Origin of the sequence: Amycolatopsis jejuensis, assembly GCF_000717335.1 — a bacterium.
Classification (GTDB): domain Bacteria; phylum Actinomycetota; class Actinomycetes; order Mycobacteriales; family Pseudonocardiaceae; genus Amycolatopsis; species Amycolatopsis jejuensis.
In genome coordinates this window covers 79,222-99,596 of the sequence record NZ_JNYZ01000002.1, presented here as the reverse complement: position 1 = coordinate 99,596, position 20,375 = coordinate 79,222, and the positions used below count along the sequence as shown (strand labels likewise).

Annotated in this window: 18 protein-coding genes; 7 read left to right on the top strand and 11 right to left on the bottom strand. The window is 70.5% G+C overall.

The annotated features are described in order from the left end of the window. Positions 1-46 precede the first annotated feature (46 nt). On the top strand, positions 47-1,618 hold the full coding sequence (locus OO71_RS01905; protein WP_033287841.1) for a hypothetical protein: 1,572 nt from the start codon (positions 47-49) through the stop codon (positions 1,616-1,618). Here the strand turns inward: OO71_RS01905 and OO71_RS01900 are convergent, their stop codons facing one another. From OO71_RS01900 to OO71_RS01885, 4 genes are all read right to left on the bottom strand, one after another. Then, positions 1,619-3,022 (bottom strand): pyridoxal phosphate-dependent decarboxylase family protein, encoded by a 1,404-nt coding sequence (locus OO71_RS01900; RefSeq protein ID WP_033287840.1) that lies wholly within the window; start codon positions 3,020-3,022, stop codon positions 1,619-1,621. Further along, positions 3,019-4,326 carry an MFS transporter gene (locus tag OO71_RS01895; RefSeq protein WP_033287839.1) on the bottom strand — a complete coding sequence of 436 codons (1,308 nt, stop codon included), beginning with the start codon at positions 4,324-4,326 and terminating at the stop codon, positions 3,019-3,021. The genes OO71_RS01900 and OO71_RS01895 overlap by 4 nt, the downstream gene beginning before the upstream one ends. A 116-nt stretch (positions 4,327-4,442) precedes the next feature. After that, on the bottom strand, positions 4,443-5,471 hold the full coding sequence (locus OO71_RS01890) for an LLM class F420-dependent oxidoreductase (protein ID WP_033287838.1): 1,029 nt from the start codon (positions 5,469-5,471) through the stop codon (positions 4,443-4,445). A 106-nt stretch (positions 5,472-5,577) separates the two neighbouring features. Continuing rightward, positions 5,578-6,507 (bottom strand): oxygenase MpaB family protein, encoded by a 930-nt coding sequence (locus tag OO71_RS01885; protein WP_033287837.1) that lies wholly within the window; start codon positions 6,505-6,507, stop codon positions 5,578-5,580. A gap of 82 nt (positions 6,508-6,589) precedes the next feature. Here OO71_RS01885 and OO71_RS01880 point away from each other — a divergent pair, with 82 nt between their 5' ends. Beyond that, positions 6,590-7,189: a TetR/AcrR family transcriptional regulator gene (locus OO71_RS01880; protein ID WP_033287836.1), complete on the top strand. Its 600-nt coding sequence runs from the start codon at positions 6,590-6,592 to the stop codon at positions 7,187-7,189. A 3-nt stretch (positions 7,190-7,192) separates the two neighbouring features. On the opposite strand, the gene dmpG is transcribed toward OO71_RS01880, so the two are convergent. Both dmpG and OO71_RS01870 read right to left on the bottom strand, forming a co-directional pair. After that, on the bottom strand, positions 7,193-8,215 hold the full coding sequence (dmpG, locus tag OO71_RS01875) for a 4-hydroxy-2-oxovalerate aldolase (protein ID WP_033287835.1): 1,023 nt from the start codon (positions 8,213-8,215) through the stop codon (positions 7,193-7,195). Next, entirely contained in the window at positions 8,212-9,114 is a 903-nt protein-coding gene (locus OO71_RS01870; protein WP_033288026.1) for an acetaldehyde dehydrogenase (acetylating), read from the bottom strand. Before OO71_RS01870 ends, dmpG begins: the two co-directional genes overlap by 4 nt. Before the next feature lie 39 nt (positions 9,115-9,153). On the opposite strand from OO71_RS01870, the gene OO71_RS01865 reads away from it, so the two are divergent. Further along, complete coding sequence (locus OO71_RS01865; protein WP_033287834.1) at positions 9,154-9,909, top strand: IclR family transcriptional regulator; 756 nt, start codon at positions 9,154-9,156, stop codon at positions 9,907-9,909. Here OO71_RS01865 and OO71_RS01860 read toward each other — a convergent pair. Genes OO71_RS01860 through OO71_RS01850 form a run of 3 tightly spaced genes read right to left on the bottom strand, consistent with a single transcriptional unit; the run spans position 9,894 to position 12,277 of the window. Then, positions 9,894-10,994, bottom strand: a complete 1,101-nt coding sequence (locus OO71_RS01860) for an LLM class flavin-dependent oxidoreductase (RefSeq protein WP_033287833.1) — start codon at positions 10,992-10,994, stop codon at positions 9,894-9,896. The two genes, OO71_RS01865 and OO71_RS01860, sit on opposite strands and share 16 nt — an antisense overlap. 56 nt (positions 10,995-11,050) lie before the next feature. Further along, positions 11,051-11,761, bottom strand: a complete 711-nt coding sequence (locus OO71_RS01855; protein WP_033287832.1) for an MBL fold metallo-hydrolase — start codon at positions 11,759-11,761, stop codon at positions 11,051-11,053. A 15-nt stretch (positions 11,762-11,776) separates the two neighbouring features. Continuing rightward, the gene (locus OO71_RS01850) at positions 11,777-12,277 is read right to left on the bottom strand and encodes a DinB family protein (RefSeq protein WP_033287831.1); all 501 of its coding nucleotides are present in this window, start codon (positions 12,275-12,277) and stop codon (positions 11,777-11,779) included. Between the two features lie 44 nt (positions 12,278-12,321). On the opposite strand from OO71_RS01850, the gene OO71_RS01845 reads away from it, so the two are divergent. Continuing rightward, on the top strand, positions 12,322-13,224 hold the full coding sequence (locus tag OO71_RS01845) for a DMT family protein (RefSeq protein WP_033287830.1): 903 nt from the start codon (positions 12,322-12,324) through the stop codon (positions 13,222-13,224). Here the strand turns inward: OO71_RS01845 and OO71_RS01840 are convergent. Together OO71_RS01840 and OO71_RS01835 are read right to left on the bottom strand one after the other, a co-directional pair. Next, positions 13,138-14,163: a FecCD family ABC transporter permease gene (locus OO71_RS01840; protein WP_033288025.1), complete on the bottom strand. Its 1,026-nt coding sequence runs from the start codon at positions 14,161-14,163 to the stop codon at positions 13,138-13,140. The two genes, OO71_RS01845 and OO71_RS01840, sit on opposite strands and share 87 nt — an antisense overlap. Continuing rightward, positions 14,160-15,209: a FecCD family ABC transporter permease gene (locus tag OO71_RS01835; protein WP_425388644.1), complete on the bottom strand. Its 1,050-nt coding sequence runs from the start codon at positions 15,207-15,209 to the stop codon at positions 14,160-14,162. Before OO71_RS01835 ends, OO71_RS01840 begins: the two co-directional genes overlap by 4 nt. A gap of 77 nt (positions 15,210-15,286) precedes the next feature. Between OO71_RS01835 and OO71_RS01830 the strand changes: the two genes are divergently transcribed. From OO71_RS01830 to OO71_RS01820, 3 genes are all read left to right on the top strand, one after another. After that, a complete protein-coding gene (locus OO71_RS01830; RefSeq protein WP_033287828.1) occupies positions 15,287-16,978 on the top strand; it encodes an ABC transporter ATP-binding protein in 1,692 nt (563 codons plus the stop codon). A 320-nt stretch (positions 16,979-17,298) separates the two neighbouring features. Next, positions 17,299-19,008, top strand: coding sequence for an ABC transporter ATP-binding protein (locus tag OO71_RS01825; protein ID WP_425388642.1), 1,710 nt, complete (start codon positions 17,299-17,301; stop codon positions 19,006-19,008). A 204-nt stretch (positions 19,009-19,212) separates the two neighbouring features. Further along, positions 19,213-20,289 carry an iron-siderophore ABC transporter substrate-binding protein gene (locus OO71_RS01820; protein ID WP_051790920.1) on the top strand — a complete coding sequence of 359 codons (1,077 nt, stop codon included), beginning with the start codon at positions 19,213-19,215 and terminating at the stop codon, positions 20,287-20,289. The last annotated feature ends 86 nt before the right edge of the window (positions 20,290-20,375 follow it).

Here is a 20,375-nt window from a genome sequence, read left to right as displayed (position 1 = left end):
CCCGCCGGTGACGGTCCGGTGATGCCGGTCCGGCACCGTCTCCCGCGTGAGGGAACCCCGCGCTCCGAAACCGGCCGCCCCGGAGGTACCGCGTCCGGTCCGGCAGCCGGTCCCGGTCCATCCGACCGCGCAGGGACCGGACTTCAGCCAGGTCCGCGCGAAACCGGCGGCGACCCTCGCCGACGTCCAGGGCCTCCCGATGGCCGATCTCCTGGCTGCGCTGGAAAAGCTCCCGTTCGAGCTGCGGTCCGACGAACGGTCCGGCCTCGCGGTGGGCGGGCCGCGCCTGGTGCTGGCCATGCGGGTGGTCGCCGCGAGAGGAGGCGCCTGGCAGCCGTTCACCGAGCGGCATCGGGACGAGCTGGCCGCGCTGCCGTCCGACCAGGTCGCCACCATCGGCGGATACCTGCAAGCACACGACATCGGTGACCTGCGAGCCACCATCGGCGCGGTCCCGCCGCGGGACATCGGGCCGTCGTGGAGCGGACGTAAGCAGGAGTTTCTCGTGGCTGCCGCCGATCCCACGAACACACTCAGCTCCGCGCAGCTGTACCAGATCTGGTTGCGGTACTGGAAAGACGAGCAGGCCGCCGCCCGTGCCGCGTTCAAGCCGATCGAGGATGCGGAGGCGAAGCGGGACGTCGTCGGGTACGTCGACAAGCTCCACATGTTCAAGGCGGGCCGCCGCGGAATCCTTTCGCCCGCGTATGAAGCGGCGTCGGACCGGGTGACGGCCGCGGACTACTACACCTCCGACCTCGCCGACGTCCTCGGCTGGCTCGAAGCGCAAGTGGACATCTCGCACCGGCCGGTGACGCTGGAACAGGTCAACCGGCAGGTCGTGGAGCTGATCAAGCAACGCGCGGCGCAGGAGGCGCTGTGGTCGGTCGTACTCGCGTACGCCGGGCGGCCGCCGACCCAAGCCGCGGCCGCCGGGGTCAGCCAGAGCAAGATCGCCGAGGAAGGCGAAGTCCGCACCCCCGAGCCGCCGAAGCCGAGGCCGGGTCCCCGGTTGCAAGGCCTCGAACGGGACACGAGCCAGAGCACGTACGTGATGCCCAAGCCCGGGGAAACCCCGGCGGACTACGCGGAACACACCACCCGCGACTGGAAGACATTGCCGACGCCGATGCAGGAATCCGCGATCCGGCAGGCCCCCGGGGAGATGGAAATCGCCCGGCTGCACCAGGCTCTGCGCGATCCGGACGGCCTCTTCGCGCATTTCCTGACCCACGGCGGGTACGAGGAAATCATGCTGCACCAGCAACTCCGCGCGGGTAAGGGCAACGACAAGCTGGGACAGGGGGAAGGTGTCCGGGTGCAGCGCGGCCCGTTCAACCCGCAGGCGCCTGCCGCTGCGAAGACCGTGTACCTGGATTTCACCGTCCCCGACCCACCGGTCCCGGGCACGGTGACGAGATTCCTCGTAGGTGACGGGGTGATGTGGCACCTGCCCGACGGAGACATGCTGCAGATCCAGGTCCGGCGGGTCGGGTACCCGAACGGGGCGTCGGCCGAACCCGGCGGAACGCGCGGCTGGCTGCTGCACACCACCGAAGGCGCGACGCGGGAGGTGACCCTGGAGGAGCTGGTCAAGCTGGGCGAAAAGCCACGCTGATCACCGGGAGGGGGTGTACAACGCACCCAGGAACTCCACCAGCAACCGCTCCCGCAACGGCTCCGCTGCCACCGCGAGGAGTGCGTTGATCGGCGCCATCCGGTCCGGCAGGCCGTCGCCGCCGGTGAGGCCCGCCGCAGCCAGCAGACTGCCGAACTGCTCCGCGGTCAGCGTCGCTGGGTCGAGCGCGGACACGAACGCCGCCACGTCCGGGTCGACCTGCACCGGACCGGCCGTGCGAGCCGCCACCACCGACGCCGCCAAATCCGCCAGGAACTCCGGTTCACTGCCGTGGTTCGCGGCCGTCACGGTGAGATGCAGGTTGAGCGGCGAGCTCCCGTGCGCGAACTGCGGCTGCACGTACCAGCCGCGCGCCTTCATCTCGTCGGCGACGGTGAACAGGTCGAAATCATCCGAACCGGTGAACGCGATCAGCGTCGATGACGGGTCGCCCAGCACCCGCAAGCCCGGAATCTCCGTGACGCCACGGCGAATCCGGGCCACCGCCTCGCGGGTGACCTCGGCCAGCCGCAGGTAGCCATCCTCGCCGAGGTGCTGTACGACGGCCCAGGCGGCGGCGAGCGGACCGCCGGATCGGGTGCTCTGCAGGGTCGGGTTGAGCATCGTGTACCCGGGCCAGGCGGCGCTGGCGAAGTAGTGCGTGCGCCGCAGTTCCGGGGAAGCGTGCAGCAGCACCGAAACGCCCTTGGCGCAGTACGCGTATTTGTGCAGGTCCACCGAAATGCTCGTGACGCCGGGAACGCGGAAATCGAACGGCGGCACGTCCGCGCCGAGCTTCGCGAAGTACGGCAACACCCAGCCGCCGATACACGCGTCGACGTGCACCCGTACACCACCCGCGGCGGCGGCGATCTCCTCGATCGGGTCGATCACGCCGTGCGCATACGAAGGCGCGCTCGCCACCACGAGCACAGTGGACTCATCGATCGCCGCGGCCATCGCGGCCGGGTCGGCGCGGAAGGTGCCCGGATCCACCGGGACGATCACCTTCCGCACGCCGAACAGGTGCGCGGCCTTGTGGAACGCGGCGTGCGCGGTCTCCGGCAGCACCATCGACGGCGCCGCAACACCACTCGCGTCCCGTGCGGCCAGTACCGCCAGCAGACACGATTCGGTACCACCCGACGTCACCGTGCCGACCGTGTCCGCCGTCCCCCCGAGCAGCCCGGCCGTGCGGGCGACCAGGTCGTTCTCCATCCGCAGCAGGCTCGGGAACGCCGTCGGGTCGAGGCCGTTGGCCGAACTCGCCAGCGCGTGTGCGGCGGCGGCGATCTCGTCCACTTCGGACAGCCCGCTGTCGTACACGTACGCGAGCGTGCGCCCGCCGTGCGTGGGCAGGTCACCGGTGCGCAGCTCGCGCAGCCGGGCCAGTACGTCCGTCATGGCCGCGTCTCCAGCACCGACCGGCGCAGCAGCGGGATACCCAGCACGATCAGCACCGCGGGCACCACCGACACCCCGATCAGGATCGCGGTGATCGCCGAACCCGGCTGCGCCACGACGGTCGTCCCGGTACTCGACACGTAGTCCCCGGCCTGCAGGACCAGCCCGAACAGGCCCGGCCCGAGCGCGAGGCCGAGCGTCTCGGACGCCGTCCACACCCCGGCGGTGATGCCCGCGCGGGTCTCGCCGGTCCGTTCCTCCTCGGCGCTGATCAGGTCCGGCAGGATCGCCAGCGGGAACACCGAAATGCCCGCGTACCCGGCCCCGGCGAGCGCCACGAACACGAGCGTCACGGCGAACGGCAGCTGCTTCGCGAAGATCAGCGCCACCAGCCCGACGAAGAACGACGCGGTGGCGATCCGGAACCCGGCCAGCTTGCCCCACCGCTCACCCAGCCGCGGCCACAGCGGCATGGTGATCAGCGCGGGCCCGACGAACCCGACGAACAGGATCGTGCGGTAGCTCGGGTCGCCCAGTACGTGCTGGGCGAAGTACGGGATCGACGCCAGCACCGTGCCGATGCCGAGCGCCTGGATGAAGTACACGCCGAGCAGCCAGCGGAACGGCCGCCACTGCGCGATGGTGCGCACGAGCTCCTTGAGCGCCACGGTGTTCGGCCGCAGCGAGCCGACCGGCGCGTCCTTGAGTCCGAAGTAGACCCCGAGCGTGGCGGCCAGGATGATCACCGCCATCACGAGACCCATCACGCGGTACCCGGCGACACCTTCGAGCACGTCGGTGATCGCCGGCGCGCCGCCGCCGGACACCAGCACCGCGACCGCCAGCACGGCAATCCGGACGCTCGTGAGTTTCGTGCGTTCCTCGGCGGAATCGGTCAGCTCGGCCGGGAGCGCGTTGAACGGCACCTGGAAGAACGCGTACGCGGTGGCGCACAGGAAGAACACGACGACCACGTACGCCGCGTCGAAGAACGGCTTGCCGAACCCGGGGTGCGCAAACAGGGCGGCGAAGAGGATCGCGACCCCGATCCCGCCGCGCAGCAGGAACCGGCGGCGGCTGCCGGTGCGCGCGAGGTCGGCGTCCGACAGCCGCCCGGCGATCGGGTTGAACACGACGTCCCAGGCTTTGGGCACGAACACGATGACGCCTGCCGCCGCGGCGGGCACGGCCATCGTGTCGGTGAGGTAGGGAAGCAGCAGCAGCCCCGGCACGGTGCCGAACCCGCCGGTGACGAAGGAGCCGAGCGAATAGCGGAATCTCGTGCGGCGGGACAGCGACGCCAAAGGTCCTCCTCGGGAGGCGGAACGACGAACGCATGCCTAATGGATCTTCGCCGGTCCCCGGTAGTGGTCGGGAGGAATCGTGCCATCGTCGTTGTGCACCGGGCGTACCGGGCCGACTACGACACGAGCGCCTCCGCCGCCTTCGCCAGCGAACCCGCGTCCCCGCGCAACAGCAGGGTCGTGACCACGGTGGCCTCCCAGGCAGGCAGCTCGGCCCGGATCTTTTCCGGCGGCCCGATCAGCGACGTGTCTTCGACGAGCGACGTGGGGATCGCCGCGACCGCATCCTCCTTGCGCCCCTGCAGGTACAGCTCCTGCACCTGGTCGGCGACGTCGGCGTAACCGAGCCGGGCGAAGACGTCGTGGTGGAAGTTCACGCTCTTCGCGCCCATCCCGCCGATGTACAACGCCAGCGCGGGCTTGATCCAGCTCGCCGCTTCCTCTACGTCGTCGTGCACGATCACCGGAACCGACGCGGCGACCTCGAAATCGGCCAGGCTGCGCCGGGCACCCGGCCGGGCGAAACCCTCCTCCAGCGCGCCGCGGTAGAACGCGTCGGACTTGGGCGAGAAGAAGAGCGGGAGCCAGCCGTCACAGATCTCGGCGGCCAGCGCGACGTTCTTCGGGCCTTCGGCGGCGAGGTAGATCGGCAGGTCGGCGCGCAGCGGGTGGACGGTCGGCTTGAGCGGTTTGCCCAGCCCGGTCCCGCCCTGCAGCGGCAGCTGGAAGAACTGGCCGTCATGGGTCACCGGCTCCTCGCGCGCCAGTACCTTGCGCACGACCTCGACGTACTCCCGCGTCCGCGCCAGCGGTTTCGGGTACGGCTGCCCGTACCAGCCCTCCACGACCTGCGGCCCGGACGCGCCGAGCCCGAGCACGAACCGGCCGCCGGAGAGGTGGTCCATCGTCATCGCGGTCATCGCCGTGGCGGTCGGGGTGCGCGCGGACATCTGCACGATGTTGGTGCCGAGCTTGATCCGGCTCGTCGCGGCACCGGCCCAGGCGAGCGGCGTGAACGCGTCCGACCCGTACGCCTCGGCCGACCACACCGAGTCGAACCCGAGCCGTTCCGCCTCGAGCACCGCCTCCTGCGCGCCGGGGATCGGCCCGCTCCCCCAGTACCCGAGGTGAAAGCCCAGCTTCATCCAGTTCCTCCCGAGATCAGTCAGCCGAAGTCCGTGAAGGGAACCATCACGGAATCAGATTCCCTCATGGTTCCCTTCACGGACTCAGAGTCCGTGAAGGTGGCCTTCACGGCATGTCCGGCGAGTAGTGCTCCGGTTTCCCGCGCTCGGCGAGCGGGGGAAGGTTGCGGCGCGGGGTTTCGGCCGACGGTGCGTCCGGGGGAAGCTGCCCCCGTGCGCGACGCCAGCCTGCCCGTGCCCGCGGATGGTAGCGGCGATCACGGGGTACGAGGGTGAAGACCGCGTTGATCAGCCGTCCCACCCGATGGTGCCGGCGGGCGTCGCGCGCGGTCCACCGGAAGCCCAGCAGCTCCCGCACCTCCGGGTCGTACAGGCCGACGGTCAGCCAGACGAAGCTGCGCGCGATCACCGCCCCGGCCGGTTTCCACAGTGGACCCGGCAGCCACGGCAGGAACGGCGGTTTCGCGATCCCGTGCAGGTTCAAGACGTCACGGGTGGCCTTGTTGTCCTCCAGCACGTCGGCGCACATGTGCTTCCAGTACCGCTGGAAGTCCTCCCACGACTCCGGGACCGGCCGCATCGTCATGCCGTACATCCGCCACCACTGCACGTGCTCGTCGAACAGCCTGCGCTTCTCCTCCTCGCCGATGCCGCCCATGAAATGGTCGGCGATCAGGATGGTGCTGACGAAAAACGTGGAATGCGCCCAGTAGAACGTGTCCGGGTCGAGTGCGTGGTAGCGGCGGCCCTTCGCGTCGACGCCCTTGATCCGGTCGTGGTACCCGCGCACTTGCCGCGCCGTCCGATGCGCGAGCGGGCCGTCGTACACCACGCCGCCGATCGGGTACAGCGAACGGAACAGCCGCTGCCAGCGCTCCTGGAAGAACCGCGAATGCTGTTCGACGCCCGCGCCCAGCCCCGGGTGCATGTTCTGCATCGACCCGGCCCACAGCGCGATCAGCAGCCCGCGCCAGTCGCCGAAGTACTTCCAGGTCAGGGAGTCCGGGCCGAGCGGTTCCGGCGCATTTTCGGGCATCCCGCCTCCTCCCCGAAGTGACTACGGCTGTTGTCAGGTTAGGATGTGACAACAGCCGTAGTCAACCAGGACGGGAGCGGATATGCCGGGCCGCACGTGGGCGGGCACGACGCTGGACGACCGCAAGGCGCAGCGGCGCGGCCAGCTCCTCGCCGCCGGGCTCGACCTGCTCGGCACCGACGGCTCCGCGGCGGTGAGCGTGCGCGCGGTGTGCCGGCACGCGAAGCTCACCGAGCGGTACTTCTACGAAAGCTTCACCGATCGGGAGGACCTGGTCGCGGCGGTGTACGAAGACGTCGGCGAGCAGGCCCGGCAAGCACTCGTCGAAGCGGTGTGCGACGAGGAAGACCCGCGCCGCCGCGCGGAAAACGCCGTGACGGCGTTCGTGGAGCTGATGGTCGACGACCCGCGCAAGGGCCGGGTGCTGCTGCTCGCGCCGCTCACCGACCCGGCGCTCACCCAGCGCGGCCTGCATCTGCTGCCCGCGTTCGCCGCGATGATCGGGGAACAGCTGTCGCACGGCGACGAGACCGGCCGCCAGCTCGTGGCGATCGGTCTCGTCGGCGCGCTCAGCAACGTGTTCATCGCGTACCTCGACGGCACGCTGCGGGTGAGCCGGAAGCGCCTGGTCGAGCACTGCGTGAAGCTGGTGCTCGGCGCCGACGCTTTCGACACTCACTGAGCTTTATTGAGCGGCGGCTCGCTCGTCCCGCAGCCGCAGCGCGATGTCGATGATCATGTCCTCCTGACCGCCGACGTAGCCTTCTTCGCCGACCTTGTACAGGATTTCGTGCGCGGGCACGCCATACCGCTCTGCCGCCTGTTCAGCGTGCAGCAGGAAGCTGGAGTACACCCCGGCGAAGCCCTGCACGATCGACGACCGGTCCATCACCGGCAGCCGGGTCAGGTACTTCTTGACGACGTTCTCCGCGGCGTCCAGCAGAATGTCCTTGTCCACGCCGGTTTTCACGCCGAGCCGTTCGAACGTCGCCGCGAGAACCTCCGTCGGCGAGTTGCCCGCACCGGCGCCGAGCGCGGTGAGGGAACCGTCGATCTGCCGGGCCCCGGCGCGGTACGCGAGCACCGAGTTCGCGACGCCGAAGCTCAGGTTCTGGTGCCCGTGGTAGCCGACCTGCGCCTCGTCGCCGAACTCCGCGACGAGAGCCGCGACGCGCTCGGACGCGTCATCGAGGATCAGCGCGCCCGCGGAGTCCACGACGTACACGCACTGACACCCGGCGTCCACCATGATCCGGCCCTGCTTCGCCAGATCCTCCGGCGACGACTTGTGCGACAGCATCAGGAAACCGACGGTCTCCAGGCCGAGGTCGCGAGCCGCACCGAAGTGCTGGATGGACACGTCGGCCTCGGTGCAGTGGGTCGCGATCCGGACCGCGCCCGCGCCGAGATCGGCTGCCACGCGGAGGTCGGTGACCGTGCCGAGGCCGGGCAGCAGGAGCACGGAGATCTTCGCCTGCTTCGCCTCGTCGACCGCGGCGGCGATGAGCTTTCGCTCGTCCACCAAGGAAAAGCCGTAGTTGAAGGTGGACCCGCCGAGGCCGTCGCCATGAGTCACCTCGATCAGCGAGATACCCGCGTCGTCGAGCGCGCGCACGGTGTCGCGGACCTGCCGCTCGGTGAACTGGTGGGCCATGGCGTGACTGCCGTCGCGCAGGGTCGTGTCGACGAGCCGGAGATCGGTGCTCATGCGGCCACCTCCTGAGCGGCGAAGAGGTCGCCGACGCGCGCGGCGGCGGCGGTCATGATGTCGAGGTTGCCCGCGTATTTGGGCAGGTAGTCGCCATTACCGGCGACCTCGAGAAACACGCCGACGCGCGCCTTGCCGCTCCAGCCCGGGCGCGGCAGGTCGAACTGCGGATCGGCCTTGAGCGTGTACCCGGGCACGTAGTGCTGCACGTCTTTGACCATCCGGTGGATGGATTCGCTGATGGCGTCGAAGTCGGCATCCGGGTCGACCGCGCAGAACACCGTGTCCCGCATGATCATCGGCGGGTCCATCGGGTTGATGATGATGATCGCCCGGCCCTTGCCCGCGCCGCCGACCTGCTCGATCGCGTGCGCGGTGGTCTCGGTGAACTCGTCGATGTTGGCGCGCGTACCCGGCCCGGCCGAGCGCGAGGACACCGAAGCGACGATTTCCGCGTACGACACCGGCGTGACCCGCGACACGGCGTGCACGATCGGGATCGTGGCCTGGCCGCCGCAGGTGATCATGTTGACGTTGCGGTCGGTCAGCCGGTCCGGCGGGTTCACCGCGGGACAGGTGAACGGGCCGATCGCCGCGGGCGTCAGGTCGATCGCCCGGATGCCCGCCTCGGCGTAGCGCGGGGCGTTGGCGAGATGCGCTTTCGCCGACGTCGACTCGAAGACCAGCTGCGGCAGCTCGGCGCGCGAGAGCAGCCAGTCCACGCCACCCGCGGACGTTTCGAGCCCGAGCGCGGCGGCGCGGGCGAGCCCGTCCGACGCCGGGTCGACGCCCACCATGTACCGCACTTCCACGTGCTCGCTGCGCTGGAGTTTCGCGAGCAGATCCGTACCGATGTTGCCCGGGCCGACGATCGCGGCCGTCACCTTGCGTTCCGCCATGTCCTGCACGGTGCTCGCCGGATGAGGCACACTCAACACATGCGTACCACTGGACGGAACGGCGACGGCCTCGTGACCGCACGGGTCGCCGCCGTGCTCGAAGCCTTCCGCCCGGGCGACGACGCGCTGGGCGTGTCCGAGCTGGCGCGGCGGACCGGCCTCGCGAAGACGACTGTGCACCGCCTGGCCGGGCACCTTGCCGACACCGGCCTGCTGGAGCGCGACGGCACGTCAGTCCGGCTCGGGCTGCGGTTGTTCGAGATCGGACAGCTCGCCGTGCGCCGCCGCGGTCTCGTCGACGCGGCGCGGCCGTACCTGGCGGATCTCCGGGAAGCGACCCGGAACTCGGTCCATCTCGCGGTACTGGAGGGGACCGAGGTGGTGTACCTGGACATCCTGCGCGGGCCGGATGCGCCGGACCTCCCGTCCCGCATCGGCGGCCGGTTCCAGGCACACGCAACCGGCGTGGGGAAGGCGATCCTGTCGCGCTCCCCGGAGGACGTGGTGACGCGCGTGATCGAGGCGGGGCTGCCTCGCGTGAGCAGCCGCACGATCACCGCGCCGGGGTTGCTCCGCCGTCAGCTCGCCCGGATCCGGGAGGAAGGCATTGCCTTCGAACGCGAAGAATCCGGCATCGGGGTGGTGTGCGCGGCGAGCCCGCTCGTGGACGCCAACGGGATGGCGCTGGCCGCGGTGTCGATCTCCGGCTGGGCGACGCGGATGCGTACCGAGCGGGTGGCGCCCGCCGTTCGTACGGTGGCCCTTGCGTTGTCCCGCACCTACGCGGACAGCTGACCCCGCCGCACCAGCTCCGGCCGCACCCCTTCGCCGACCCAGTACGCCTCCTCCAGATGCGGATATCCGGACAGCACGAACTCCGACACCCCCACCGCGTGGTACTCCTCGATCAGGTCCGCGATCTCCGCATGGCTGCCCACCATCACCGTCCCCGCGCCGCCGCGTACGAGGCCGACCCCCGCCCACAGGTGCGGGTGGATTTCCAAGTCCCGCGCGGTCGTTCCGGCCCGGCCGCCGTGCAACGCGACCATCCGTTGCTGGCCAACGGATTCACTGGCCGCCAGCTGAGCCTGGGCAGCAGCGATCTGCGCCGGGCTCAACGCGTCCAGCATCTTCTGCGCCTCGGCCCACGCCTCCGCCGACGTGTCCCGCGCGATCGTGTGCAGCCGGACCCCGAAGCGCAGCGGGCGACCACCGGCCAGCGCCCGTACCTTCTCGATCTTCTCCGCGACCTGCGCGGGTGGCTCGCCCCAGGTCAGGTACACATCGGCGTGCCGGGCCGCGACTCGCAGCGCGGCGTCCGACGACCCGCCGAAGTACACCGGCGGCTCGGGATCCGGTGCGGCGAGCGTGGTCGCACCTTCGACGCGCAGGTGGTCGCCGGTGAAGTCGAACGGCTTGCCCGACCACACTCCCCGGACGATGGACAGGAACTCGTCGGTACGGGCGTAGCGCGCGTCGTGGTCGTTCCAGTCGCCGAAGCGGCGTTGTTCCACCTCGTCGCCGCCGGTCACGATGTTGAGCAGGACCCGGCCGCCGGACAGCCGCTGGAACGTCCCGGCCATCTGCGCGGCGAGCGTCGGCGAGATCACCCCGGGCCGGAACGCGACGAGGAACTTCAGGCGGCTGGTCTCGCGGATGAGCGCCGCCGTGGTGAGCCAGGCGTCCTCGCACCACGTTCCGGTGGGGGTGAGCACGCCTTCGAAGCCCAGGTGCTCAGCCGCGCGGGCGACCTGCGCGAGGTAGCCGAGGTCCGCGGGTCGCTGGGCAGCCGGACCTTGGGATTTGTTGGCGTGGAAGCGTTCCACGATCGTGCGGCTGTCCCCGCTGGTCGGCAGGAACCAGTGCAGTGTCACGCTCATGCCCCCACTTCAGCCCCGCGGCCGCGACGGCGTCAACGCCGCCCGAGGGCTGGAACTCAGCCCCCGAACATCCGGCGCCACTCCTCCGGCGACCCCGGCCGGAAGACGAAGTTCGTGTCCTTCACGTGCGACAACGCCGCCGAGGGTTCCGCCGAATACTGGTGCCCCGGGTACACCACCGGGTCACCCTGGAGCGTCGCCAGCCACTGCAGGCTGCGGTAGATCGCGTCCGCGTCACCGCCGGGGAAGTCCGTGCGGCCACAGCCTTCGAGGAACAGCGTGTCCCCGGAGACGAGCCGGTCACCCACCAGAAAACACTGGCTGCCCGGGGTGTGGCCGGGAGTGTGCAGGAGCCGGATGTCGATCGAGCCGACGGTGACGACGTCGTCGTGGTCGTGGGTGCGCAGGTCGGTGTCCGACACTCCGGTGACCCGGCGGACCCACTCGCTCTCCTCGGCGTGCACGTGGATCGGCACCGGCCGCAGGGCGAGCAGCTCGGCGATGCCCGGCAGCGAGAAGCCCATCATGTCGCCGCCGACGTGGTCCGGGTGGTGGTGCGTCGCGAGCACGCCGGTGAGCCGCATACCGTCCGCCTCGAGCGTGCCGACCAGGTCGCCGACCGCATATGCCGGGTCGACCAGCACCGCCTCGCCGGACTCGCGGTCGCCGATCAGGTAGGCGAAGTTCACCATCTGGGTCGCGACGGGGTCGCCGACGGCGAAATCGCGGCCGGCGAGCAACTGGCGGAAGTAGAGCTGATCAGCCATGCCCGCAGCGTAACTTCACTCCCCGACAGAACCGTCGGCGAGTTCGCGCAGCGCGTCCAGATGCCCGACGTGCCGGGCGGTTTCCTGCACCACGTGCGCCAGCACCCAGCGGACCGTGAACTCCCCCGACCGCCGCGTCCGGTCTTCCGGCGTCAGCCCGGCCAGCGCGTCGGTCACCCGCTTCCACTCTGCGCGGTACCCGGCGAGCACGCTCTCGACGTCGTCCCCGGAAGCCAGGTCCCAGCTCGGATCCGGCGACCCCGCCCACAGCGACGGGACGTCCGCGCCGCCCGCCTCGATCACCAGCCACCATCGCTCGACCGCGGTCAGATGCTTCAGCACCCCGAGCGCAGTGGTGCGCGGCGAACTCGGCAGCGGCGCCGCAGCCGCCTGCTCGCGGCTCAGCCCGGACACCTTCTGTGCAGCAGTTTCCCGAAGGAAGCCGAGGAACCGCGTCTGGACGGTCATCTCGTCCCCATCGAGTGGATCCGGCCAGACTCGCTGCCCCTCTGCCATGGCCGCGACCCTATCTCTGTCCGGACGGGAATACGCTCGGCGCCATGGTGTGGGGATTCCTGTGCGCGCTGCTGTCCGCGGTGGCCTACGGCGTTGCTTCGGTCATGCAGGCGGTGGCCGCGAAAGCCACGCCCGACAGCGGTGCCGGGGTCGATCCGCGGCTGCTCCTGCGCGTCTTGCGGCAGTGGAAGTTCGTCGTCGGGCTGGCGCTCGACGTCGTCGGGTTCGTCGCGCAGATCGCCGCCCTGCACACCCTGCCGTTGTTCCTCGTGCAGGCCACGCAAGCCGCGAGCCTCGCGGTCACCGCGATCGCGGTACGGGTGCTCGGCGTCCGGCTCGGGGCGCGCGAATGGACTGCGGTCGGGGTGGTGTGCGTCGGGCTCGCGTTGCTGGGGTCGGCGGCCGAAAGCGAGGGATCCGACCAGGTGGGGCTGGGTTTCCGGCTCGCGCTCGCGGCCGCCGCAGTGGTACTCGGGATCGCCGGGTTCGCCGCCGGACGCGCCGGGGACCGGGTCCGCACTGCCGCGCTCGGCCTGGTCGCCGGGCTCTGCTTCGGGCTCGTCGCGGTGTCCGGCCGGGTGATCCCGAGCCTCGCGCCGCTCGACCTGCTGCGCGACCCGGCGCTGTACGTCGTCGCGGCCGCGGGCGGGATGGCGATGCTGTTCCTCGCAACGGCGCTCCAGCGCGGCAGCGTCACCACTGCCACCGCGATGCTGGTGCTCGGCGAAACGGTATTGCCGTCGCTGATCGGCGTGCTGCTGCTGGGCGACCGGACGCGACCCGGGTTCGCCGTGGTCGCGCTCGCCGGGTTCGTCCTCGCTGTCGCGGCAGCGCTGGCGCTGGCCCGCTTCGGCGAGCCGTCAGCCCCGGTTGCGCCGCCACTGGCTGGACAGGAGCCACATGAGGTAGAGCCCGCCGATCGCCCCGGTCGCGATGCCCACCGGTAGCCCCTTTTCCCCGAACACCACCCGGATCACGAGGTCGCTCGCGACCAGCAGCAGCGCGCCCATCAGCGCCGAGCACACCAGCACCGGTTTCGCCGACCGCGCAAGGCGTTTCGCCAGCTGAGGCGCGGCAAGCGCGACGAACGAGATCGGCCCGGCGGCCGCCGTCGCGACCGCGCACAGCACCACCGCGACCGCGATCAGCACGCCGCGGCTGCGCTCCACCGGTACGCCGAGGCCCTTGGCCGCGTCGTCGCCCATCTCCAGCAACGACAACCGCCGCCCGTAGCCGAAAGCAAGCGGCAGCAACAGCACCACGACCACCGCGACTGGCCCCACCTGCTCCCAGCCCCGGCCGTTGAGTCCACCGACCAGCCAGGCCTGCGCCGAGTACGCGTCCTGCATCGACGCGCGCGTGATCAGGTACGAGTTCAGCGCGCTGAGCATGGCCGCGACGCCGATTCCGACGAGGATCAGCCGGTATCCCTGCACCCCGCGGCGGAACGCGAGGAGCCCCACCACCAGCGCCGTCACGACGCCACCGGCCAGCGCACCGAGCGCGACGTCGGTGGATCCGCCGTGCGCCAGCACGATCACCAGCAGCGCACCGGTCGCCGACCCCTGGGTGAAGCCGATGACGTCCGGGCTGCCGAGCGGGTTGCCGGACAGGCTCTGCAGCACCCCGCCGCTAACCGCCAGCGCGGCGCCGACGAGCACCGCGAGCAGCAGCCGCGGCAGCCGCAGCGTGGTGACGATGAATTCGGTGCCGGTGTCCCCGAAGCCGAAGAGCGTCTTCACGACATCCAGCACCGACAGCGGGTAGTCGCCGGTCGTCATGCTCACCGCGCTGAGCGCGAACAACACCACGAAGAGGACGATCCCGACCACGAGTGCCCGCGGCGCGACCCGGATGACGGCGGGTCGTTCCCGGAGCGCGGTCACAGCCGCGCCAGCTTCCGGCGGCGGCACAGCGCCACGAACACCGGCGCGCCGAGGAACGCCGTGACGATGCCGACCTGCAGTTCCTCCGGCGGGTTCAGGATGCGGCCGACCACGTCGGAGCCGATCAGCAGCACCGGCGAAAGGATCATCGAGTACGGCAGCACCCACCGTTGGTCCGGTCCGACGAGGATGCGCACCATCTGCGGCACGGCCAGCCCGATGAACGCGATCGGCCCGATCGCTGCCGTCGAAGCCCCGCACAGCAGCGTGACCGCGATGGCGCCGAGCACCCGTGTGCGGCCGAGGTGCGCGCCGAGTGCCTTGCCGGTCTGCTCGCCGAGCGCCAGCACGTTCAGCGGGCGGGCCAGCAGCAACGCCAGCACCAGCCCGATCGCGATGAACGGCGACACCTGCAGCAGCACGTCCGCGCGCCGTCCGCTGAGCGAGCCGACGTTCCAGAACCGGAACTGGTTGAAGGTGGCCGGGTCGATCAGCAGCACTGCGCCGATGTACGCCTGCAGCACGGCGGTGAGCGCTGCGCCGGACATCACCAGCCGGTCCGGGGCCGCGCCGCCGCGCCCGGACGTGCCGAGCACGTACACGACCACCGACGCAACGGCCGCACCCAGGAACGCGAACCATACGTAGCCGAGCACTCCGGTGATCCCGAAGAACGCGATCGCGGACACCACCGCGGCTGCCGCGCCGTTGTTGACCCCGAGCAGGCCCGGGTCGGCGAGCGGGTTGCGGGTGAGCGCCTGCATCACCGCGCCGGCCAGGCCGAGCGCTGCCCCGACGAGCGCGCCGAGCAGCGTGCGCGGGATGCGCTGGTCGTGGATGATCACCGCGTCCGCGCTGCCGTCGTCGTGCCAGAGCACCGACCAGATCGAGCCGAACGGGATGCTCTTCGAGCCGATCCAGACGCTCACGAGCATCACCAGCACGAGCACTGCAAGAGCAGCGAGCAGACCGGCGGCACGCAGGGTCGCGGTCCGGGCGCGGCGTACCGGTGGTCCCGCCGCTTCCGGCGGACTCACGCTGACGATCACGACACCTCCTGGGGACAAGGCAGCGCTTCTTAGACTAGCCTTACCTATCAACACGGGACGAAACGGAGGTACCGGTGAGCACGGCTGCCGCGACGACCGGACGAGGCGTGCTGCGCAGCGCGATCACCGGGCAACGGAAACCGGTCCTGCTCGGGGCCGTGCTCGCGGCATGCCATCAAGGCGGCGAAGCCCTGGTCCCGGTCGTCATCGGCGTGGTGCTCGACCGCGCGGTGGCCAACAGTTCGGCGTGGACGCTCGTGGGCTGGCTGGCCGTGCTCGCCGTGGTGTTCGTGGTGCTGTCGTTCAGCTACCGGTTCGGCTCGCGGGCGGCGGAACGCGCGGCCGAGCGGGCCGCGCACGAAATCCGGCTTGCGGTGAGCCGCCGGGTGCTGCACCCGCGGGGCGGCGCGGAGCAGGGCGCGCTGGCCGGTGAGCTGGTCAGTGTGGGTACGTCGGATGCGCGCCGGGTCGGGATGATCAACGCGGTGCTGCCGTTCGGGATCGCGGGGCTCGCCGGGCTGGTCGTGAGTGCGGTGGTGCTGCTGCGGATGTCCGTGCCGCTCGGGTTGCTGGTGCTGCTGGGTACGCCGCCGTTGCTGTTCCTCGCCCATCTGATCGGGAAGCCGCTGGAGAAGCGCAGCGAGCACGAACAGGAACGGGCCGCGCATGCTTCGGGCGTCGCGGCCGACCTGGTGAGCGGGCTGCGGGTGCTGAAGGGCATCGGCGCCGAACCGGCCGCGGTGACCCGGTACCGGCGGACGAGCCGGGATTCGCTGCGCGCGACCATCCGCGCGGCCCGAGCACAGGCGTGGCACAACGGTGCCCTGCTTGCGCTCACCGGAATCTTCATCGCCGTGGTCGCGCTGGTCGGCGGCTCACTCGCGGCGGACGGCGACATTTCCATCGGCGACCTGGTCGCCACCGTCGGGCTGGCACAGTTCCTGCAGACACCGTTCGCCATCTTCGCCTGGGTCAACAGTCAACTCGCGCAGGCTCGCGGCTCGGCGGGCCGGGTCGCCGCTGTGCTCAACGCGCCGCCCGCGGTCCTGGGTGGTGCCGGGGAATTGCCGGTGCCTGCCCGCGGGCAGGTCACGCTTTCCGCCGTGTCGCACGGGAAACTCCGGGACCTCGACCTCGCCGTCCCGCCCGGCCAGCTGCTCGGCGTGGTCACCACGGACCCGGCCGCAGCCACCGATCTCCTCGACTGCCTCGGCCGCTTCGCCGATCCACCGGCGGGCACCGTCGAGGTCGACGCGCTCGATCTGTCCACAGTGGACCCTGATCGGGTGCGCTCGGTGGTACTGGTGGCTGCGCACGACGCGGATCTCTTCGAGGGGACGGTGGAGGACAACGTCCGCGGCGGGATGCCCGCGGTGCCCTCGGGCGTCCTGGCCGCGTCGGCCGCCGACGAGGTAGCCGCGACTTTGCCCTCCGGCACCGCGACCGCCGTCACCGAACGAGGCCGGTCGCTGTCGGGCGGGCAGCGGCAACGGGTCGCCCTCGCGCGCGCCTTGACGACGGATGCTCCGGTGCTGGTGCTCCACGACCCGACCACGGCGGTCGACACGGTCACCGAAGCCCGGATCGCCGAGGGAGTCGCCGCAGTGCGCCGCGACCGTACGACGATCGTGGTGACGACGAGCCCGGCCCTGCTCGCCGCGACGGATCGAGTGGTGTTGATCGAGGACGGCCGGGTTGTTGCGGAGGGCAGTCATGCCGAGTTGGTCCGCGAACAGGCGGGTTACCGGGCGGCGGTGCTGTCATGAGGGATGAGGACACGGGTGCCGCTGGGCATGGGTCTGCTGGCGGGGGTCGCGGAGTGAGCGAGAATGCCGCGCTGGGCGAAGGAGCTCGTGTGGGGGACACGGCTGCGCCGAGCGAAGGGGCTGGCTTGCGAGACAACGCCGCGCCGGTTGGCGAAGGGGCTCGGGTGCAAGCGAGCGGCGCTCCGAGCGAAGGGGCCCGTGCGCAAGGAAATGCCGCCCCAGCGAGCGAAACGGCTCTCCCGCTGGACACCACCGCCCTCCTGAGCGAACCTCCCGGCAGGGAGCTCCTCCCCGTAGCCACCGGACCCCGGATTCGTGCCGTGCTCGGCGAACTCCTGCGCCGGGCGAAGGGGCGCGCAATCGCGTCCTTCGTGTTCGTCTCCGGGGCGACCGCCATCGGGCTGCTCACCGCTCCCCTGCTCGGCCGGGTCGTCGACCTCGTCGCCACCCACCAGCCCGCCTCGGCGCTCGCCTATCCGATCGCCGGGCTGGTCGTCGTGGCCGTCACCTCCGCGATCGCGACTGCCGTCGGGGTCTCGATGCTCGCCCGGCTCGGCGAGACCATGCTCGCCGACCTGCGGGAGCGGTTCGTCGACCGGGCGCTCGGGCTGCCGCTCGAACAGGTCGAACGCGCCGGATCCGGTGACCTGACCACCCGCGTCACCAACGACGTCTCGGTGGTCGCCGAGGCGGTCCGCGAAGCTTTGCCGGAGCTGGGCCGGTCGGTGCTCACGATCGTGTTCACCCTCGGCGCGATGGCGGTGCTCGACTGGCGTTTCCTGATCGCCGCGCTGCTGTCGGTGCCGATCCAGCTGCACACTGTCCGGTGGTACGTCCGCCGTGCGACCCCGTTGTACGCCGCACAGCGGGCTGCCGTCGGCGCGCAGCAGCAACAACTTCTCGACACCATCGGCGGTGCGAAGACCGTCCGTGCGTTCCGGCTCGCGGACGCGCACGTGGAGCGGGTGCGCGCGCGGTCCGACGGCGCAGTCGAACTCGCTTTGCGCGGCGTCCGCCTCGTCACGCGGTTCTTCGGACGGCTGAACCTCGCCGAGTTCGTCGGGCTGTCGGCCGTCCTGGCCGCCGGTTTCCTTTTGGTGGGCGCAAATCTCGCGACTGTCGGCGTCGCGACCGCAGCCGCGCTGTACTTCCACAGTCTCTTCGGCCCGATCAACACCGCACTCGCACTGGTCGACGACGCACAGGCGGCGGCCGCGAGCCTGGCCCGGCTGATCGGCGTCGCCGACCTCCCCACGCCGGCCGAACCGGCGCGCCCGAGCCGCCCGGTCGACGCTTCGGTGAAGGCAGCGAGCGTCGGACACTCCTATGTGGACGGTCATCCGGTACTCCGCGACGTCGACCTCGAAGTGGCGCCCGGCGAACGCGTCGCGCTGGTCGGCGCGAGCGGGGCCGGGAAGACCACGCTGGCGAAGCTGATCGCGGGAATCCACCAGGCGAGCGCCGGAACGGTGTCGATCGGCGGCGTCCCGCTCGACGAGCTCGGCCCGGCCGCAACCCGGCGCGCGGTGGCGTTGATCAGCCAGGAAGTGCACGTGTTCAGCGGCCCGCTGGCCGACGACCTCCGCCTCGCCGCCCCCGAAGCCACCGACGCGGACCTACGGGCCGCGCTTGCCAAGGTCGGCGCGCTCGATTGGGCGGAGGCGCTTCCCGACGGGCTCGCAACGGTCGTCGGCGAGGGTGGGCACCAGCTCACCGTCACGCAGGCGCAGCAGCTCGCGCTCGTCCGGCTGGTCCTTGCCGACCCGCCAGTCGCCATCCTCGACGAGGCGACCGCCGAAGCAGGCAGCGCGGGCGCGAAGACCTTGGAGGCCGCGGCCGCCGCCGCGCTCGAAGGCCGCACCGGCTTGGTCGTCGCGCACCGGCTCACGCAGGCGGCTGCGTCGGATCGGATCGTGGTCCTCGACGCGGGGGTGGTCGTCGAATCGGGCACGCACGACGAACTGGTCGCCGCCGGTGGCCGGTACGCCACCCTCTGGCGGGCCTGGTCGGGCCTGCGGAGCACTGAGTGACCGCCGGTAGACCCCGCTCTCGCCCGATTGGCCAAGGCCGCTGGTCCGCCCGGCCGGAGCGGCTGAATGCCCGGCCGGAGCGGCTGAATGCCCGGTCGGAGCGGCGGAGTGACCTGCACCGCATCAATCGGTTGTTGCCTGAGTTCACCCCGGTGGCTTAGGTTAGGCAAACCTGATTAATCGCGAGCGACGTAAGGACCGCCGATGTCCCGCTTCTCTCTCCTGTCCGCCGTGCGCGGGCGGGCCCGTACCGCCGGGGTGCTCGCCTCGACGCTCGTGCTCGCCGGCGCGCTGACCGCGTGCGGCTCCGGTACCGACAGCCCGGCCCCGGCCGGTGCCTCCGGCGGAGCGACGGACCCGGGTGCGTTCCCGGTCAGCATCGAGCACAAGTACGGCTCGACGAAGGTCGAGAAGGCGCCGCAGCGGGTGGTGACGGTCGGGCTCACCGAACAGGACGCGCTGCTCGCGCTCGGGGTCGTGCCGGTCGGGGTGACCGAGTGGCTCGGCCTGTACCCCGGCGCGATCGGGCCGTGGGCGAAGGACAAGCTGGGTTCCGCGCCGCTGCCGACCGTCCTCAAGGACACTGACGGCCCGCAGTTCGAGAAGATCGCCGCGCTGAAGCCGGATCTGATCATCGGCCTGTACTCGGCGCTGACGCAGGAGCAGTACAACACCCTGTCGAAGATCGCGCCGACGATCGCGCCGCCCAAGAGGTACAACGACTACGGCATCCCGTGGCAGGAAGCGACGAAGACGGTCGGCAAGGCGGTCGGCAAGGCCAAGGAGGCCGACCAGATCGTGAAGGGCGTCGAGGATCAGTTTGCCAAGGCCAGGGCGGAGCATCCGGAATTCGCCGGGAAGACGGCGTTGATGGCGACGCAGTACGAGGGGTATTTCGTGTACGGGTCCGAGGATCCGCGTTCCCGGGTGCTGACTTCGCTCGGGTTCAAGCTGCCGGAGAATCTCGACCAGATCATCGGGGACAAATTCGGCAAGAACATCAGCGCGGAGCGGACTGATTTGCTGAATGTCGATGCTCTGGTGTGGATTGTGGACAAGGTGGCCAACGGGCAGGGTGTGCTGGCGAAGGATGCGTTGTATTCGGGGTTGAAGGTGGCCAAGGAGAAGCGGGAGGTCTTCGTGGAGACGAATAGTACTTACGGGAGTACTACGTCGTTCGTTACCGCTTTGAGTTTGCCGTATGAGCTGGAGAGGATTGTTCCGCAGTTGACCGCTGCGGTCGATGGGAATCCGGCTACTGAGGTGAAGCCTGCTTCCTGATTTTCTTGAGTTGGGGACCTGTTGCGTGGGGGCACCCCGAAGCCGGAATTGTGACTACGTGCGGAGGGGGCTTGTCAAGGCGGGAA

Bases quoted from the DNA above. Each gene is read 5' to 3' on its own strand.
- OO71_RS01885 (WP_033287837.1), bottom strand. From the start codon at position 6,507: ATGCCCGAAAATGCGCCGGAACCGCTCGGCCCGGACTCCCTGACCTGG.
- OO71_RS01900 (WP_033287840.1), bottom strand. From the start codon at position 3,022: ATGACGGACGTACTGGCCCGGCTGCGCGAGCTGCGCACCGGTGACCTG.
- OO71_RS01880 (WP_033287836.1), top strand. From the start codon at position 6,590: ATGCCGGGCCGCACGTGGGCGGGCACGACGCTGGACGACCGCAAGGCG.
- OO71_RS01855 (WP_033287832.1), bottom strand. From the start codon at position 11,761: ATGGCTGATCAGCTCTACTTCCGCCAGTTGCTCGCCGGCCGCGATTTC.
- OO71_RS01820 (WP_051790920.1), top strand. From the start codon at position 19,213: ATGTCCCGCTTCTCTCTCCTGTCCGCCGTGCGCGGGCGGGCCCGTACC.
- OO71_RS01850 (WP_033287831.1), bottom strand. From the start codon at position 12,277: ATGGCAGAGGGGCAGCGAGTCTGGCCGGATCCACTCGATGGGGACGAG.
- OO71_RS01870 (WP_033288026.1), bottom strand. From the start codon at position 9,114: ATGGCGGAACGCAAGGTGACGGCCGCGATCGTCGGCCCGGGCAACATC.
- OO71_RS01865 (WP_033287834.1), top strand. From the start codon at position 9,154: ATGCGTACCACTGGACGGAACGGCGACGGCCTCGTGACCGCACGGGTC.
- dmpG (WP_033287835.1), bottom strand. From the start codon at position 8,215: ATGAGCACCGATCTCCGGCTCGTCGACACGACCCTGCGCGACGGCAGT.
- OO71_RS01860 (WP_033287833.1), bottom strand. From the start codon at position 10,994: ATGAGCGTGACACTGCACTGGTTCCTGCCGACCAGCGGGGACAGCCGC.
- OO71_RS01845 (WP_033287830.1), top strand. From the start codon at position 12,322: ATGGTGTGGGGATTCCTGTGCGCGCTGCTGTCCGCGGTGGCCTACGGC.
- OO71_RS01890 (WP_033287838.1), bottom strand. From the start codon at position 5,471: ATGAAGCTGGGCTTTCACCTCGGGTACTGGGGGAGCGGGCCGATCCCC.